Source organism: Paenibacillus phocaeensis (genome assembly GCF_900021165.1).
GTDB classification, from domain to species: Bacteria; Bacillota; Bacilli; order Paenibacillales; family Paenibacillaceae; genus Fontibacillus; species Fontibacillus phocaensis.
Genome location: NZ_FCOQ01000006.1, coordinates 81,816 through 97,082, shown reverse-complemented (window position 1 = coordinate 97,082; position 15,267 = coordinate 81,816). Strand labels below are relative to the sequence as shown.

Annotated in this window: 11 protein-coding genes; 8 read left to right on the top strand and 3 right to left on the bottom strand. The window is 58.9% G+C overall.

Annotation, left to right across the window (positions count from 1 at the left end):
- Positions 1-56: 56 nt before the first annotated feature.
- From BN3795_RS00915 to BN3795_RS00905, 3 genes are read right to left on the bottom strand one after another with little or no spacing between them, the layout of a single operon-like run.
- Positions 57-1,160: a substrate-binding domain-containing protein gene (locus BN3795_RS00915; protein ID WP_110944919.1), complete on the bottom strand. Its 1,104-nt coding sequence runs from the start codon at positions 1,158-1,160 to the stop codon at positions 57-59.
- Positions 1,129-2,799, bottom strand: coding sequence for a response regulator (locus tag BN3795_RS00910; protein ID WP_068782870.1), 1,671 nt, complete (start codon positions 2,797-2,799; stop codon positions 1,129-1,131). Before BN3795_RS00910 ends, BN3795_RS00915 begins: the two co-directional genes overlap by 32 nt.
- A gap of 3 nt (positions 2,800-2,802) precedes the next feature.
- Positions 2,803-4,602: a cache domain-containing sensor histidine kinase gene (locus BN3795_RS00905; protein ID WP_068782869.1), complete on the bottom strand. Its 1,800-nt coding sequence runs from the start codon at positions 4,600-4,602 to the stop codon at positions 2,803-2,805.
- Between the two features lie 248 nt (positions 4,603-4,850).
- Between BN3795_RS00905 and BN3795_RS00900 the strand changes: the two genes are divergently transcribed.
- The 8 genes from BN3795_RS00900 to BN3795_RS00865 all read left to right on the top strand — a co-directional run bounded on the left by BN3795_RS00900 (position 4,851) and on the right by BN3795_RS00865 (position 15,227).
- Entirely contained in the window at positions 4,851-5,921 is a 1,071-nt protein-coding gene (locus BN3795_RS00900; protein ID WP_068782868.1) for an ABC transporter substrate-binding protein, read from the top strand.
- A 5-nt stretch (positions 5,922-5,926) separates the two neighbouring features.
- Positions 5,927-7,453: a sugar ABC transporter ATP-binding protein gene (locus BN3795_RS00895; protein WP_068782867.1), complete on the top strand. Its 1,527-nt coding sequence runs from the start codon at positions 5,927-5,929 to the stop codon at positions 7,451-7,453.
- On the top strand, positions 7,450-8,481 hold the full coding sequence (locus BN3795_RS00890) for an ABC transporter permease (protein ID WP_068782866.1): 1,032 nt from the start codon (positions 7,450-7,452) through the stop codon (positions 8,479-8,481). The genes BN3795_RS00895 and BN3795_RS00890 overlap by 4 nt, the downstream gene beginning before the upstream one ends.
- Positions 8,474-9,436: a galactofuranose ABC transporter, permease protein YjfF gene (gene yjfF / locus BN3795_RS00885; protein ID WP_068782865.1), complete on the top strand. Its 963-nt coding sequence runs from the start codon at positions 8,474-8,476 to the stop codon at positions 9,434-9,436. Before BN3795_RS00890 ends, yjfF begins: the two co-directional genes overlap by 8 nt.
- A 135-nt stretch (positions 9,437-9,571) precedes the next feature.
- Positions 9,572-10,636 carry an ABC transporter substrate-binding protein gene (locus tag BN3795_RS00880; RefSeq protein WP_232729814.1) on the top strand — a complete coding sequence of 355 codons (1,065 nt, stop codon included), beginning with the start codon at positions 9,572-9,574 and terminating at the stop codon, positions 10,634-10,636.
- Between the two features lie 88 nt (positions 10,637-10,724).
- Positions 10,725-12,539, top strand: a complete 1,815-nt coding sequence (locus BN3795_RS00875) for an ABC transporter ATP-binding protein (RefSeq protein ID WP_068782864.1) — start codon at positions 10,725-10,727, stop codon at positions 12,537-12,539.
- Entirely contained in the window at positions 12,517-14,463 is a 1,947-nt protein-coding gene (locus BN3795_RS00870) for an ABC transporter ATP-binding protein (protein WP_068782863.1), read from the top strand. The genes BN3795_RS00875 and BN3795_RS00870 overlap by 23 nt, the downstream gene beginning before the upstream one ends.
- Complete coding sequence (locus BN3795_RS00865; RefSeq protein ID WP_068782862.1) at positions 14,463-15,227, top strand: AAA family ATPase; 765 nt, start codon at positions 14,463-14,465, stop codon at positions 15,225-15,227. Before BN3795_RS00870 ends, BN3795_RS00865 begins: the two co-directional genes overlap by 1 nt.
- The last annotated feature ends 40 nt before the right edge of the window (positions 15,228-15,267 follow it).

Below are 15,267 nucleotides of genomic sequence, written 5' to 3'. Positions count from 1 at the left end.
ACGAAGGGAAGCCCTTCCGCGGTTGAACCGCCGGAAGGGCTTTGTGTCGTCTCCTCTCATTTCTTCGGGAGGGACGTCAGCCCCTCGGGGGAGCCGTCGATCACCATTCGGCCGGTGTCGGTGAAGTCCGGAACCGGCTCGCCCCGGGCCAGCCGAAGCAGTTGACCGACCAGCAGCCTGCCCCAGCCCGCCTCGTTTTGCGAAAGCACGGAGGTGATCTGACCGTTGCGCAAGCCTTCCTTCATCTCCGGCGTCAGATGAAACGCGACGGCATACCGGCTTAATCCCATCGCTTTCCAGACAAGCACCGAAGCGGAGCCGGAGGTGAGATCGGTGGAGATGAAGGCGTCGAAGTGGGGATGGGCGTCGATCATCGCCTCCAGATCGGCCAGCGCCTTGCCGTCGTCTCCTTCGTTGGAGCGGACCTCCAGCACCTGGATATGCGTATCGTCATGCAGGAAGTCCAGCAGCCCTTGCAGCCGGTCCCGGTTCTGACTCATGGACGAAACGCCGGATGCAACGAGGACCATCCCTTTATCCTTCATCCGTTTCTGGATCACACGGCCCAATTCCGCTCCGGCCTTCACGTTGTCCGTCCCCATGTAAGCTGAACGCCGGCTGTCCGGGGCATCGGATTCGAAGCAGACGACGGGGATTCCGGCATCCGCCGCTTTGTTGATCACCGGGGTGAGCGCGGCGGAGTCGATCGGCGAAATCGCGATGCCGTCGACCTGCTGCTGAATCATCGTCTCCATCATATGGATTTGCTGCTCCACGCTTACCGTTTCGGGGGCTTTGACGACAAGCCTCACGTTCTCGGGGGCCCCCGCCTCTTCCGCAAGCCGGGTGATTTCCTCATAAAAAGGATGCGCCATCGGATAGATGATGCCGAAGATATACCTCGGCGCTTGAAGCTGAGGCGAAGTGGAAGAAGGCAAGACGGCGGCGGGGGCGGCAGTCGAGACGATGGGGGCAACCCCGCCATCTTCCGTCTCGGCCGACGGCCCCCCTTGGCAACCCGTGAGCACCAACACTACACCCAACATCACACCTAACCCCACCCCCCACACGCGCAATTCGGCTCGCCTGCTCCCCGGCCGGTTCCTCCGGGCGACTGCGGTCCAGCGTTTAGTCCATCGACCCTGAAACGGCGCGATCATGCGGCTCCTCCTTGGCGAGGCGGACGTTGGTCCGATTGGAGGACCAAGCGCCATGCTTGCGGAATTCGGTGGTCGTCATCCCGGTTACCCGCTTGAACAAGTTCGAGAAATAATGCGCATCGCTGTACCCGACCTGACAAGCGATTTCATACGTTTTGCTCTGCGTTGACTGCAGCAGCTCCATCGCTTTACGGATCCTTGTTTCCGTCAGAAACTCGATAAACGTTTGACCGGTTTCCTGGCTGAATATTTTGCTTAGGTGGCTCGGGCTCATATTGACCTGCTCGGCGGCTTGCTGCAGCGAAATATCCCCTTTGTCATAATGGGCGGTGATATATTCCTTCACCCGATGAAGTAATTCAGCGTAACGGTCGGCCGACCTGGCGCGCCACAGCCAAAATTGTTCTACCAGGTGAGTTAAATAAGCGCAGGCCTCCTCCCAGCAGCTAACCGCTTCGATCCGCGTCTGAAACGCCCGGAGGCTCTGGCCGGAGTCGCCCGGCCCGCGAATGGACTCTTCGGCCGCCTTGAACACCTCCAGCGTCAGGTCGTTCAGGATGTAGTATCCGGTCAGTGAAGCCTTCCAATCGATCGGCTGAAGCACGGCGGCAAATTCAAGGATAAAGGAGGACAATTGCCGGGAGGTCCCGATTTTGAGAAACCGGATGAAGGCTTGCCGGTCCAGCAAAATATTGTGCTGAATGGAGCTGCGCGTCGCCTCCAGCAGGTTTTGCCGGTTTTGGCGCGTGAGCCGCTGCCAATGAAGCGATTCCTCGGCTTCGAGAAAAGAGAGGTGGATACCTTGAATGCGCTCATGCCCCGAGCCGATCCCAAGGAACAGCGGGAAGCGGCAAGCCGGCTCTTCCAGGGCTGCCAGCATTCGGCGAAAAGGCTCCAGCGCTTGCTTGACGGTTCCCTCCGTATCCCCCTTAACGATGCAGACCTGCTTTGTCCGACTGGCCGGATACTGCAGCATTTGGCCGCGGTCGCAGGCTTTGCGGATGTGCTCTTGCAGATCGATCCACTCCGGGCCGCCGGTCTCCTCCATTTCTTCGTTTGCCGGCTCCGCCGGACGTTGATCGACAATCGCTGCGGCATACCAGCGGGCGACCAGCGGAACCGACAACAGTTCGGCCGTTTGAATGGCCTCAGGCGCCGACAACAGTCCCCCGCATAAATCGCTTAACAGCTTGTGCCGCGAATTCCCGGCTTTCTCCCGCTCACGCCGCATCAAACCCTCCAGCCGTTCTTTTTCGCTGCGCTCCTTATCGATTTTATCGCTGACCTCGCGAAGCAGCCCGATGAGATCCGAGGCGCTGATCGGTTTCAGGCAATACTCCTCAACGCCAAGGCTGAGCGCCTCTCGGGCATAATCGAATTCCCCGTGACCGCTTAAAATAATCACCTTGATCTGAGGATATTTGGCGCGCACCACCTGGCATAACTCCAGGCCGTTCATAAACGGCATTTTGATGTCGGTGATGAGGATATCGGGCTGCAGTTGCTCGATCATCGGCAGAGCGACCTCCCCGTCAGAGGCATCGCCGAGGTATTGGAACCCTTCCCGTTCCCACGGGATGCAGTCCCGAATGTTCTCCCTGACGAGAATTTCATCATCTACAAGCAGCACTTTCTTCATCGGTCATTCCTCCTTGCCCTTTGGAATGGTTAGGGTCACTGTCGTTCCTTCTCCGGCCACACTGTCGATCCGAACCCCGTAAGGCTCTCCGTAAAAAAGCCTGATCCGCTGATGAACGTTATGAAGGCCAAAGCCGCCCGATACTTCTTCGCCGGTTTCCACCGGCAGGCGTCCGTTCAACAAATCGCGGCGCAGCCGTTCAAGCTTGCCTGGAGGCATGCCGCACCCGTTGTCCTGTACGGACAGCCGGAGCTCGTGCTGTTCGGTCTCCTCCGCGGATACCGTGATCATTCCTTTGCCTCGCTTGTTCTTGATGCCGTGATACAACGCGTTTTCCACGATCGGCTGGAGCGTCATTTTGAGAACGGAACAGGGGAGGAGCTGCGGCTCCACCTCGATCCGGTACTCCAAAATATCGCGATACCTCATCTGCTGAATAATCAGGTAACTGTGAACGTGCTCGATTTCCTTCTCCAGAGGAATCCAGTCGCGCCCGCGGTTTAAGCTGATGCGGAACAACCGGGAGAGCGATTGGACCAGCGTGATGACCCGGTCGTTTTTCCCCGCCTCCGCCATCCACAAGATCGAATCGAGCGTATTGTACAGGAAGTGAGGGTTGATCTGGGCTTGCAGCGCGCGCAATTCCGCCTTCTTGATCTCTTCCTGCTCCCGAATGCTTTGCTCGAGCAGGGTTTTGATTTTCCCCAGCATAATGTTGTAACTGCGTCCGAGCTCTGCGACTTCATCGTTGCCTGCAGGCGTAACCTTCGACTCCAGAAAGCCGGAGGCGGCAAGCTTCATCTTGTTCTTCAACAGCTTGAGCGGGCGCGTGAGCCGGGAGGTGATGAAAAAGTGCAAAGAAACGGCAAAGCACAGACTCAGCGCTACGCTGACGATGATCAATTGCCGTATCGAATCGGCTTCCTTGACGATTTCGCGCAGTTGAACCTGGCCGATGATTTTCCAGCCTGCGGCCCGGGGGGAGGAGGCGAAGATGAACTTCGGCCCGCCGTCCGATTTATCGACATAGCTGGTCAAAGTGCCGGTCGCCATTCGGGCCAGGATATCCCGCTCCGGCAGGACCTGATCCGGGACAAGCCCCGAGGGCATGAAGATCGGACGTCCGCTGGCGTCGACGATATAGAAGAACCCGGTTTCGCCCACCTTGACCTCGTCGCAGAACTTGCTGACCGCCGAAGCGTCCACATCGATGACGATGAAGCCGATCGTTTCATGCGTAATTCGCTGTTTGACGGCGGCCATGATCGAAATGGCGGGCTTCTCCTGAAGCCCGTCGGGATGGTCCAGCGTCAGGGCGTCCAGCGGAGGGACGGTGAGCACGACATCGGGGTTGTTGAGCAAATAGGCGAAATGAGGGTTGCGCAGCGGGTTTTTATCCAGCACAAATACCCCGCGCCGCTCGCTGATGCCCCTTCCGTACAAGTTGATCATGGTGATATTCAGGACGCTTTCGTATTTGTAGGTTTGACGGTAGGAATCGATCGTGCGCAGGATCTCTTTGGCATCTTCATACGTGTCGGTTTGCGAGTAGAGAAAATGCAGCACCTGCGAATGCTTGCCAAGCTCAAGCAATTTGCTGCTGTCGGTGAACAGCGTTCCCAGGCTTCGCGCCAGTTGATCCGCTGTGAGCACTGCGCTGGCTTTGCTGTTCTCGTAGACCGTGTTGTACGACTTCTGATAAGCGACCAACCCGATGGCGATGAGCGGAAGGACCGTCAGGAACAGGAACATCAGGAGGAGCTTCGCGCGCAGGCTGGAGGAGATCCAATTGATCAGCTTCATGGGGAGGCCTGCCTTTCAAGAAGGGCTCTATTGATCCCATATTATGAAGCAACCCCTTTGAAAACGCAATCATTCACAAGAAATCAAAGGAACGCCGCAAAAAAACAAACTGGACCGCCCCCTCGAAGCAGAGAAGCGAAAGAAAACGCAAACGTGGGCGATGAAACTCCGTATCTCGAGGAATTGAAAGCGTTTTATAATCAAGTCACGCCAGACCTTGGTGACCAAAAAAGGGGAGGAATTGGACTATGGTATCGATCAAAAAAACCGGACTGATTGCGGCGGCGTCCTTGCTGCTGCTCTTGGCGTCCGCTTGCGGCGGCAGCGGTTCGGGCGGGAACGCCCAGGAGCCGGCGAATAACGGCGGCAGCCAAGCCGCGCAATCCAGTACAACCGACACCCAGACAACGGACAATACGACAGACCCAACCGCGGAAGATCCCAAAATCGTGCTTGGATTTTCACAGGTTGGGGCGGAGAGCGGCTGGCGAACGGCGAACACGACCTCGATTCAGGATTCGGCCAAGGAAGCCGGCATTGAGCTCAAATTCTCCGATGCCCAGCAGAAACAGGAGAACCAGATCAAAGCGATTCGTACCTTCATCCAGCAGAAAGTGGATGTCATCGCCTTTTCGCCGGTGGTGGAATCGGGCTGGGATACGGTGTTGAAGGAAGCGAAGGATGCCGGGATCCCGGTGATTCTGACCGACCGGGCTGTCGATTCGCCGGATGATTCGCTCTACAAGACGTTTATCGGTTCCGATTTCGTGGAGGAGGGACGCCGGGCCGGACAATGGCTGGTGGATCAATTCAAGGACTCGACCGAGGAGATCAATATCGTAGAGCTGCAGGGAACGACGGGTTCCGCACCGGCGATCGACCGCCAGAAGGGCTTCGCGGAGGTCATTGCATCGAATCCGAAGCTGAAGGTGATCGCCTCGCAAACCGGTGACTTCACCCGGGCGAAGGGGAAAGAAGTGATGCAGTCTTTCCTGAAGGCGAATAAGAAGATCGATGTGCTGTACGCCCACAACGACGATATGGGGCTTGGGGCCATCCAGGCCATTGAAGCGGCCGGTTTGAAGCCGGGCGAAGATATCCTCATTATCACGGTGGACGGGGTTAAAGACGGATTCGTCGCGGCCAGTGAAGGCAAAATCAATTTTATCGTGGAGTGCAACCCGCTGCTCGGACCTCAGTTGATGCAAGCCGTAAAGGATGTCGTTGCCGGCAAGGACATCGAGAAGCGGATCGTGACCGAGGAGGGCGTGTTTACGTCCGAAGACGCGAAGCGCGAGCTGCCTAACCGGAAGTATTAAGCGAGATGACGGATATGCAACCGATTCTGCATCTGTCGGGGATTCATAAAACGTTCCCCGGCGTAAAAGCATTGAAAAACGTGAATTTCCGGCTGTTCCCCGGTGAGGTGCATGCGCTGATGGGCGAGAACGGCGCCGGCAAATCGACCTTGATCAAGGTGCTGACCGGAGTTTACGCCGCCGATCAAGGCCTTGTGGAGATGGAAGGGAAGCCGGTCCGGGTGCATAGTCCTCAGGAGGCGCAGCTTGCCGGCATCAGCACCGTGTATCAGGAGATCAACCTCTGTCCGAACTTGTCCGTGGCGGAAAATATGTATATCGGCCACGAGCCTTACCGGTTCGGCCGGGTTCGTTGGAAGGAGATGAACCGGAACGCGGAGCGTCTGCTGAAGGAACGGCTGCATCTGGACATCGATGTGACCCTTCCGCTCGATTCTTATTCGGTTGCGGTTCAGCAGTTGATTGCCATTGCGCGGGCGCTCAGCATTTCCGCCAAAGTGTTGATCCTGGATGAACCCACCTCCAGCTTGGATCATGGCGAGGTTCAGCAGCTGTTTGCGATTATGCGGAAGCTGAAGAAGGAAGGGCTGGCGATTTTGTTCGTCACGCATTTTCTGGATCAAGTCTACGAGATATCCGACCGCATTACGATCCTGCGCGGCGGGGAGTTCATAGGGGAATATCTGGTGAAGGAGCTTCCCCGGATCGAACTGGTGTCGAAGATGATCGGCAAAGAGCTGGAGCTGCTGGAGGGGTTCTCCAGCTCGGCGGAGGACGGCGGCAAGCCGGCGGGGGAACTGCTGCTGAGTGCGGAGGGATTAGGGAAGCAAGGGGCGATCGAGCCCTTTGATCTGCAGATTCACCGAGGGGAGATCGTGGGTCTAGCTGGATTGCTTGGCTCCGGACGGACCGAAATGGCCCGCCTGCTCTTCGGGGCGGACCGGCATGATCAAGGGAGCCTGCACATGGCCGACAGCGGAGGGAGAGGTGGCATTCACTCCCCCCGTCAGGCCATCGACGAAGGCATCGCCTTTTGCTCCGAGAACCGGAAGAAGGAAGGCATTATCGACGATTTGACGGTTCGGGAAAATATCGTATTGGCGCTTCAGGCGGCAAAGGGATGGTTCCGCGCGATTCCGCGCAAACGCCAGGAGGAAATTGCGGAGGCGTATATTCGCCTCTTGAATATTCATCCGCCCGATTCGGAGCAATTGATCCGCAATCTGAGCGGCGGCAATCAGCAGAAGGTTCTGCTGGCCCGCTGGCTGGTGACCGAACCGAAGCTGCTCATTCTGGATGAGCCGACCCGCGGGATCGACATCGGCGCCAAGATGGAAATTCAGAAGCTGGTATTGACGCTGGCGGAGAAGGGGATGAGCGTGTTGTTCATCTCCTCCGAGCTGGAGGAGGTGCTGCGGGTCAGCGATCGGATCGCCGTACTCCGCGACCGCCGGAAGGTGAAGGAAATGAGACGCGCCGAAATGAATCAGCAGCAGGTGATGCAGGTGATCGCGGGAGGGGAGAAGGGATGAAGAAACATCGTTTGCTGTGGCCTTTGCTCGTGCTCGCCTTGTTGCTCCTGTTCAATTTGATCTATTCGCCGGATTTCTTCTCGATCAAAATGCGGGACGGTCATCTCTACGGCAGTCTGATCGACATTCTGAATTTTGGCTCCCCGCTGATTCTCGTTGCGATCGGAATGACGCTGGTGATCGCAACCGGGGGGATCGACCTGTCCGTAGGTTCGGTTGTAGCGATTGCGGGGGCGATGGCCTGCTTGCAGATCAGCCGGGCCGCGGATCAGAACGGCTGGTTGACCGTGCTGTCCGCCGCCGTCCTCGCGCTGGTTCTGTCCGCCGCGCTGGGCCTCTGGAACGGATTTCTCGTCTCCCGGATCGGCATTCAGCCGATCATCGCCACCTTGGTGCTGATGGTGGCCGGGCGAGGAATCGCACAACTGATTACGAACGGGCAGATCATCACGGTGCAGAGCCCGAAATATCAGTACCTGGGGGCGGGGTTTTGGCTTTCGCTGCCGTTTTCCATCTTTGTGGTTGCGATCCTGTTTACGGCGGCGTCCTTGCTGACCCGTAAAACCGCACTCGGCCTCTTCATCGAGGCGGTCGGGTGCAAGCCTACCGCCAGCCGGCTGGCCGGCGTCCGGTCGCGGACGGTGACCTTGGCCGTCTATTCGTTCTGCGGCTTATGCGCGGGGATCGCAGGTTTGCTGCTCAGCTCCAACGTATCCAGCGCGGACGGGAACAATGCCGGACAATGGTACGAGCTGGACGCGATTTTAGCCGTGGTTGTCGGCGGGACCTCCTTGAACGGGGGGCGCTTTCATTTGACGGGAACGCTGGTGGGGGCGCTGATTATTCAGACGTTGACGACAACGATTTACATGGTGGGCGTACCGCCGGAAATCACGCTGGTCGTGAAAGCGGTAGTTGTCCTTGCGGTGTGTTTCATTCAATCCGAACAATTCCGGGCCGCCCTGAGCGGAAGACGGAAACCGGGCACGCCGGCCGCAGCGAAACCGGGGGTGAAGCCGCATGCTTAAGCGCAATTATATTCCGTTAGGAGTTACGATCGGCCTCTTTCTGCTGATGTTTATCGCCGGTTCGTTCCGGTATACGGGATTTTTCTCCGGTCAGGTGCTGCTAAATCTGCTGATCGACAACGCCTTTCTGCTGATTTCCGCGGTGGGCATGACGTTCGTGATCGTGTCCGGCGGGATCGATTTGTCCGTCGGCTCGATGATCGCTCTGACGACGATGGTGTCCGCGAGCTTGCTGCAGCAGGGGTGGCCGCCCGCGCTTGTGATTTTACTCGTTCTGATCCTGGGGACGGGATTCGGAACCGCAATGGGCGCGGCGATCCATTATTTCCACATCCAGCCGTTTATCGTTACGCTGGCGGGGATGTTCCTGGCCCGCGGTCTGTGTTACGTCATCAGCATTAACACGATTACGATCGACAACGCTTTCTATACGGCAGCGGCCCAAACGAAGATCAAGCTGCCGGGCGATCACTTCGTGTCCATTAGCGTGATCATCGCTTTGGCGGTGGTTGCCCTTGGGATTTACTTGGCCCACTACACGAAGTTCGGCCGCAACACGTATGCCATCGGGGGGAGCGAGGCGTCCTCCCTGCTGATGGGGCTGCCGGTCGCCCGCACGAAATTAATGGTGTACGGCTTCAGCGGGTTGTGCTCCGCGCTGGCGGGCGTCGTGTTCACGTTCTATATGCTGTCCGGTTACGGGCTCCATGCGAACGGGATGGAGCTGGACGTAATCGCTGCGGTAGTGATCGGCGGAACGCTGCTGACCGGCGGTGTGGGGTATGTCGTTGGCACCTTCTTTGGGGTCATGATTCAGGGCGTAATTCAGACGATCATCAGCTTTGAAGGCACCCTTAGCTCTTGGTGGACGCGGATTGTGATCGGCGTACTGCTTCTGCTGTTTATCTTGCTGCAGAGGCTGCTGGGGGAGCGGCAGCTGGCTGAGCGAGGGTAGGGGAAACCCACGGGGATATTCACGAAAAGAACCTGAGGCGACGAGACGCCCAGGTTTTTTTCGCTCTTTTCCGATGAAAGCGCTTGTGATAAGCTTCCGGATAATGGGAGATCACGAAATAGGGGGAGACGAGTTATGCATAGGCACCATCGTTCCATTTTAACCAAACCGATGTCTTTACTGGCCCTGCTTGCGTTTCTGTTGATCTTCTCCGGCTGCCAGACCGGCACCGCAGAAGAAGCTTCGGTCCGCATCGAGACGGATCCGGCGACGACCTATGTGACCTCAAGTCCGGAGCTTGCGTCCGCAGAGCCGGCCGCGGCGAAACACCGAACCCAGCTGGGGTTCTCCCAGTTGGGCTCGGAGAGCGACTGGCGGAACGCGAACAGCCAATCGATCAAGACGGCGGCCAAAGAGGCAGGCATTGAGCTGTTGTTCGAAAATGCCGAGCAATCGCAGGAGAAGCAGTTTGAGGCGGTCCGCAGCTTTATCTCGCGCAAGGTTGATGTGATTGCGATCGCTCCGGTCATCCAGACCGGATGGGGACCGATTCTGAACGAAGCCGAGCAGGCCGGAATCCCGGTCATTATCGTCGACAGGGCGGTGGATGCTTCCAATTATGTGACCCTAATTGGCTCGGATTTGTACGAAGAAGGGAAGAAGGCGGGCAAATTTCTGCTGGACAAAATGGTCGGTCACCCCGGGCCGATCCAAATCGTGGAACTCAAAGGGACAGAAGGATCGACACCGTCCATTGATCGCGGCCGGGGATTCGCGGATATGGTTCTCGGCGATGAGCGATTCGAGGTGCTGGAGAGCGAGCATGCTGATTTTACGCGGGAGCAGGGGGAGGAGGTTATGCGCTCTTTCTTGCAGCGTCATGGCGGGGAGATCGATGTGCTGTACGCGCATAATGACGACATGGCGCTGGGCGCTATCGAAGCCATCGAGGCTTACGGGCTCAAGCCGGGGAAAGATATCGTGATCCTATCCGTCGACGGAACGCGCAGGGCGCTGACAAGCATGGCCGAGGGCAAAATCAACGCGGTGGTGGAATGCAACCCGCTGCTCGGGCCGAATCTGATGCAGGCGGTAAGAGAACTGATGGAAGGGCGGACGCTGCCCAAAAGGATCGTCACCCCCGAAACCGTCTTTACCGAAGTGACCGCCGAATTGGAGGTGGATAACCGAAAATATTAGAGCGAGGCCTCCATCTGTTTTATAATAAAACAGAATAGTTTACCAACTTGGCGATTCTTACGGAATCACCCGGACTGGAGGAATCAGGATGTCCGTTATGACCGCTATTTTCAAGAAATACCGGATCGCCGCCATCTCGGCGGTCGTCATGCTGCTGATCGAGCTGGCGGTGGAACTGGTTCAGCCGCTGATCATCTCGCGGATCATCGACCACGGGATTCGGCAGCACGACGTGACCGTCGCCTGGATTTGGGGCGGGGTGCTGATGGCGAGCGCTTTGGCAGCGTTCCTGGCCGGGATTGCCAGCTCCTTCTTCGCCTCGCATGTGAGCCAAGGCTTCGGTTACGATCTGCGCGATCGGCTGTACGAGAAGGTACAGTCTTTTTCGTATGCGGTGTTTAACCGTTTCGCCGCTTCATCGTTAATTACCCGGCTGACCGGGGATATTACTGTGCTGCAGGACGTTATCTTCATGTGCTTGCGCTTTGCCTCGCGGGTGCCGCTGGTTGTGATTGGCAGCGTCGGGATGGCTCTGGTCGTGCATGTGAAGCTGGGGCTGCTGCTGACCGTCACCGTTCCTGTTCTGCTGGGGTTCGTGTTGTGGATGATCCGCAGAGCGTCCGCTTTATTTCGTACGGTGCAGCGGCGCACGGACAGCGTTAACGGGCTGATTCAGGAAAATCTGACCGGCATGCGGCTCATTCGCGTATTCGTCCGGATGTCGCATGAGATCGGGCGTTTTGAGCAGCGCAACCGGGATTTGCGCCAGGGTACGGTCGCCGCGTTGAAGCTGACGGAGACGACGATGCCGTTCCTGCTGTTCATCATGAACGCCGGGATCATTGCGGTGTTGTGGTTCGGACGGATTGAAATCGCGGACGGCGGCGCCAGCGTGGGTGAAGTGGTCGCCGTCATCAACTATTCGCTGCGGACGATCGGCGCGCTCTCCGCGTTGTCCTGGATCATGAGCTCCCTGTCGCGGGGAGCGGCGTCCGCCGGGCGGGTGCGCGAGGTGCTGGAGGAGGACGATCCGGCCGGCGAGCGGGAAGGCCGCGTGGCGGAGGCGGTTGGTGCGGAGACGGAGGGAGAGCTGGGGGCAACGGCTGGGAAGGTAGCGGCGGCGGAGGAGGCGGTGGCGCCGATCCAGGGCCGCATCGAGTTTAGCAAGGTTTCCTTCCGCTATCCGGGCCGCGAAGAGATGGCGTTGGAGCGGGTCTCGTTTGCGGCGGAACCGGGGCAGCGGATAGCCATCATGGGCGCGACCGGATCGGGAAAATCGTCGCTGGTACAGTTGATCCCCGGCATGTACGAGCCAACGGAAGGGACAATTCGCATCGACGGGATCGACATCCGCGAGTGGGACCGGAAGCGGCTGCGCCGCGCCATCGGTTATGTGCCGCAGGAGGTCATGTTATTCTCCGGAACGATCCGGGAGAATATCGCCTGGGGCCGCGAGGAGGCGACGCCGGAGCAAATCCGGGCTGCCGCCCGGCAGGCGCAGATCCACGACACGATCGAGCGCCAGCCGCACGGCTACGAGACGCGGCTCGGCCAGCGCGGCGTCAATCTGTCCGGCGGACAGAAGCAGCGCTTGTCGATCGCCCGGGCGCTGGTGCGGCAGCCGGCCATCCTCATCCTGGACGACAGCACGAGCGCGCTGGACGTCCGCACGGAGGCGGCTTTGCTGGAGGAAGTCTCGCGCCTCTCCTGTACAACGCTGCTGATTACGCAGAAGATCAGCTCCACGGTAGCGGCCGATCTGATTTTGCTGCTGGATGACGGGCGGCTGATCGCCAGCGGCAAGCATGAGGAATTGCTGCAGCGTTCGGAATTGTACCGGCGGATTTGTGAATCCCAGCAAGGAAAGGAGGCGGAGACCCATGCCGTTCAAGACCTTCACTGAACCGTTTCGCCATCCGTACCCGAAGCCGGGGCTGGGGCCATCCTCGCAGGCCCCGCAGGGCGGAGGAGCGCGTCAGGATCTACAGGCAGCGGCGGCATCTGGGCCGCGGCGGCCCGGCCACGGGGGCGGACCCGGCGGCGTAAGACCCAAGGTGCGGGCTAAGAACTGGTCCGGCACGCTGGGCCGGATCTGGAGCTACCTGTCTGCCCATAAAGCCCGGTTGGCCGCCGTTCTGCTGATGGTCGTCTTCAGCTCGGGGCTGGCGCTGCTGGGCCCGTACCTGGTCGGGATGGCGGTGGACGATTACCTGGAGGCGGGCGGAGGTCGGCCTTGGGTGATGTTCCTTATCGGACTGACGTTGGTATTTGCCGGCTCTTCGCTCACCTCCTGGCTGCAAAACATCTGGATGATCGGAATCGCCCAGGAGACGGTGTATCGCATGCGCTCCGAGCTGTTTGCCCAGTTGCACCGGCTGCCGATTCCGTATTACGGCAAACGCCAGCAAGGCGAGATCATGAGCCGGCTGACCAACGATATGGACAATGTCAGCTCGACGCTGAACAGCTCGGCGATCCAGATCTTCTCCAGCGTGCTGACGCTGGCCGGTACGGTCGCCGTGATGTTGTATCTCAGCCCGCTGCTGACGTTGCTGACGTTCCTTGTGGTGCCGCTGATGATGGCCGGGATGCGCTGGATCACGAAGCGGACAGGGCCGCTGTACAAGCAGCGTCAGCAGGAACTCGGCAGCCTGAACGGCTACATTGAGGAGACGTTGTCGGGGCAGCGGATCATTAAGGCGTTCTCCCAAGAGCAGCGAGTGCTTCAAGGCTTCCGCGAACGGAATGAGGCGATTCGCAGCTCCAGCTTCTGGGCGCAGACGATCTCCGGCTTCATCCCGAAGCTGATGAACGGGCTGAACAACCTGAGCTTCGCCATCGTGGCCGGGATCGGTGGGGTGCTGGCCGTGCGCGGCAGTGCCGGAGTGACGGTTGGGGTGATCGTCGTATTCGTCGAGTATGCGCGGCAATTTACCCGGCCGCTGAATGACCTGGCGAACCAGTGGAACACGCTGTTGTCGGCGATCGCCGGCGCGGAGCGGGTGTTCGAGGTGCTGGACGAGGAGATCGAAGCTGGCGACGAAGAAGAGGCGGCGGAGCTGTCGTTGGTGCGGGGCGAGGTGGTCTTTTCGGGCGTCTACTTCTCCTATGAGGAAAATGAAAACGACGACGGCGATACGTTGGAGGCGATCAGCTTTACGGCGAACCCGGGAGAGACGGTCGCCTTGGTCGGACCGACGGGGGCCGGCAAAACGACGCTGATCCAGTTGCTCTCGCGCTTCTACGAGCCGTCCCGGGGGACGATCACGGTTGACGGCTGCGATATCCGGACGCTCCGGCGCGACAGCTTGCGCTCGCAGATGGCGTTTGTGCTGCAGGATTCGTTCCTCTTCCAGGGCACGATCCGGGAGAACATTCGCTTCGGGCGGCTGGATGCGACCGATGCGGAGGTGGAGGAAGCCGCCAAGCTGGCGAATGCGCATTCCTTCATCGTGCGGATGCCCGGCGGCTACGATAAGGTGCTTGGCGCGGACGGCGGCGGCATCAGCCAAGGGCAGCGTCAATTGCTGGCCATCGCGCGGGCGATTCTGGCCGATCCGGCAATCCTCGTGCTGGACGAGGCGACGAGCAGCATCGATACTGTGACGGAGATCAAAATCCAGGAGGGCCTGCAGCGGCTCATGCAAGGAAGAACGAGCTTCGTGATCGCCCACCGGTTGAATACGATCCGCCAGGCCGACAAAATTCTCGTCTTGAAGGAAGGCCGTCTGGCTGAACAGGGCCCGCACGAGGAGCTGCTGCGTCAGCGCGGATTCTATCATAGCTTGTACCACGGCGGGCTGGATGCGGAAAGGGGCGGCGCCTGATGGAGTTAAGTGCCTATTTGCGGGGAATCACGCTGCAGCGGCAGGAGGTGCCGACGTTTGCCGAATATCCCTTCCATCTGCCGGCGGTCTCGTCGCTGGAACGACTGGACTTCCATCCGAAGGTTACCTACATCGTCGGCGAAAACGGCATGGGCAAATCCACGCTCCTGGAGGGCATCGCCGTCGCCCTGGGGTTCAACCCGGAAGGCGGCACAATGAATTTCAGCTTCGCGACGGCTGAGACCCACTCCGAGCTGCATCGCTATCTGCGCACCGTGCGGGGGCCGATACGGCCGCGGGACGGGTTCTTTTTCCGGGCGGAGAGTTATTATAACCTGGCGACGGAGATCGATAAGTTGGATCGGGAAAATCAAGCGGGGGTGTCCCAGCCTCGCATCGTCGACTCCTACGGGGGGAAATCGCTGCATACGATGTCGCATGGGGAATCGTTTTTCGCCGCATTTATGAACCGCTTCAGCGGGCGCGGCCTGTACATCTTGGACGAACCGGAGGCGGCGTTGTCTCCGTATCGGCAGATGGCGATGCTGGCGCGGATTCACGAGTTGGTCGGACGGCACTCCCAGTTCATTATCTCCACGCACTCGCCGATCCTGATGGCGTATCCGGACAGCCTTATGTATCAGCTTACGCCGGACGGGATCAAGAAGACCACGCTGGAAGAGACCGATCACTACATAATCATGAAGGAGTTCGTCAATCATCGAGAGGGAATGCTAAGGGAACTGCTGCGCGAAGAGAATTGACTTCCTATATCGTTGTAACTATAATGGTTACAAGTGAATG

Coding starts and splice junctions, on each gene's coding strand:
- BN3795_RS00915 (WP_110944919.1), bottom strand. CDS start 1,160: ATGATCGCGCCGTTTCAGGGTCGATGGACTAAACGCTGGACCGCAGTC.
- BN3795_RS00910 (WP_068782870.1), bottom strand. CDS start 2,799: ATGAAGAAAGTGCTGCTTGTAGATGATGAAATTCTCGTCAGGGAGAAC.
- BN3795_RS00905 (WP_068782869.1), bottom strand. CDS start 4,602: ATGAAGCTGATCAATTGGATCTCCTCCAGCCTGCGCGCGAAGCTCCTC.
- BN3795_RS00900 (WP_068782868.1), top strand. CDS start 4,851: ATGGTATCGATCAAAAAAACCGGACTGATTGCGGCGGCGTCCTTGCTG.
- BN3795_RS00895 (WP_068782867.1), top strand. CDS start 5,927: ATGACGGATATGCAACCGATTCTGCATCTGTCGGGGATTCATAAAACG.
- BN3795_RS00890 (WP_068782866.1), top strand. CDS start 7,450: ATGAAGAAACATCGTTTGCTGTGGCCTTTGCTCGTGCTCGCCTTGTTG.
- yjfF (WP_068782865.1), top strand. CDS start 8,474: ATGCTTAAGCGCAATTATATTCCGTTAGGAGTTACGATCGGCCTCTTT.
- BN3795_RS00880 (WP_232729814.1), top strand. CDS start 9,572: ATGCATAGGCACCATCGTTCCATTTTAACCAAACCGATGTCTTTACTG.
- BN3795_RS00875 (WP_068782864.1), top strand. CDS start 10,725: ATGTCCGTTATGACCGCTATTTTCAAGAAATACCGGATCGCCGCCATC.
- BN3795_RS00870 (WP_068782863.1), top strand. CDS start 12,517: ATGCCGTTCAAGACCTTCACTGAACCGTTTCGCCATCCGTACCCGAAG.
- BN3795_RS00865 (WP_068782862.1), top strand. CDS start 14,463: ATGGAGTTAAGTGCCTATTTGCGGGGAATCACGCTGCAGCGGCAGGAG.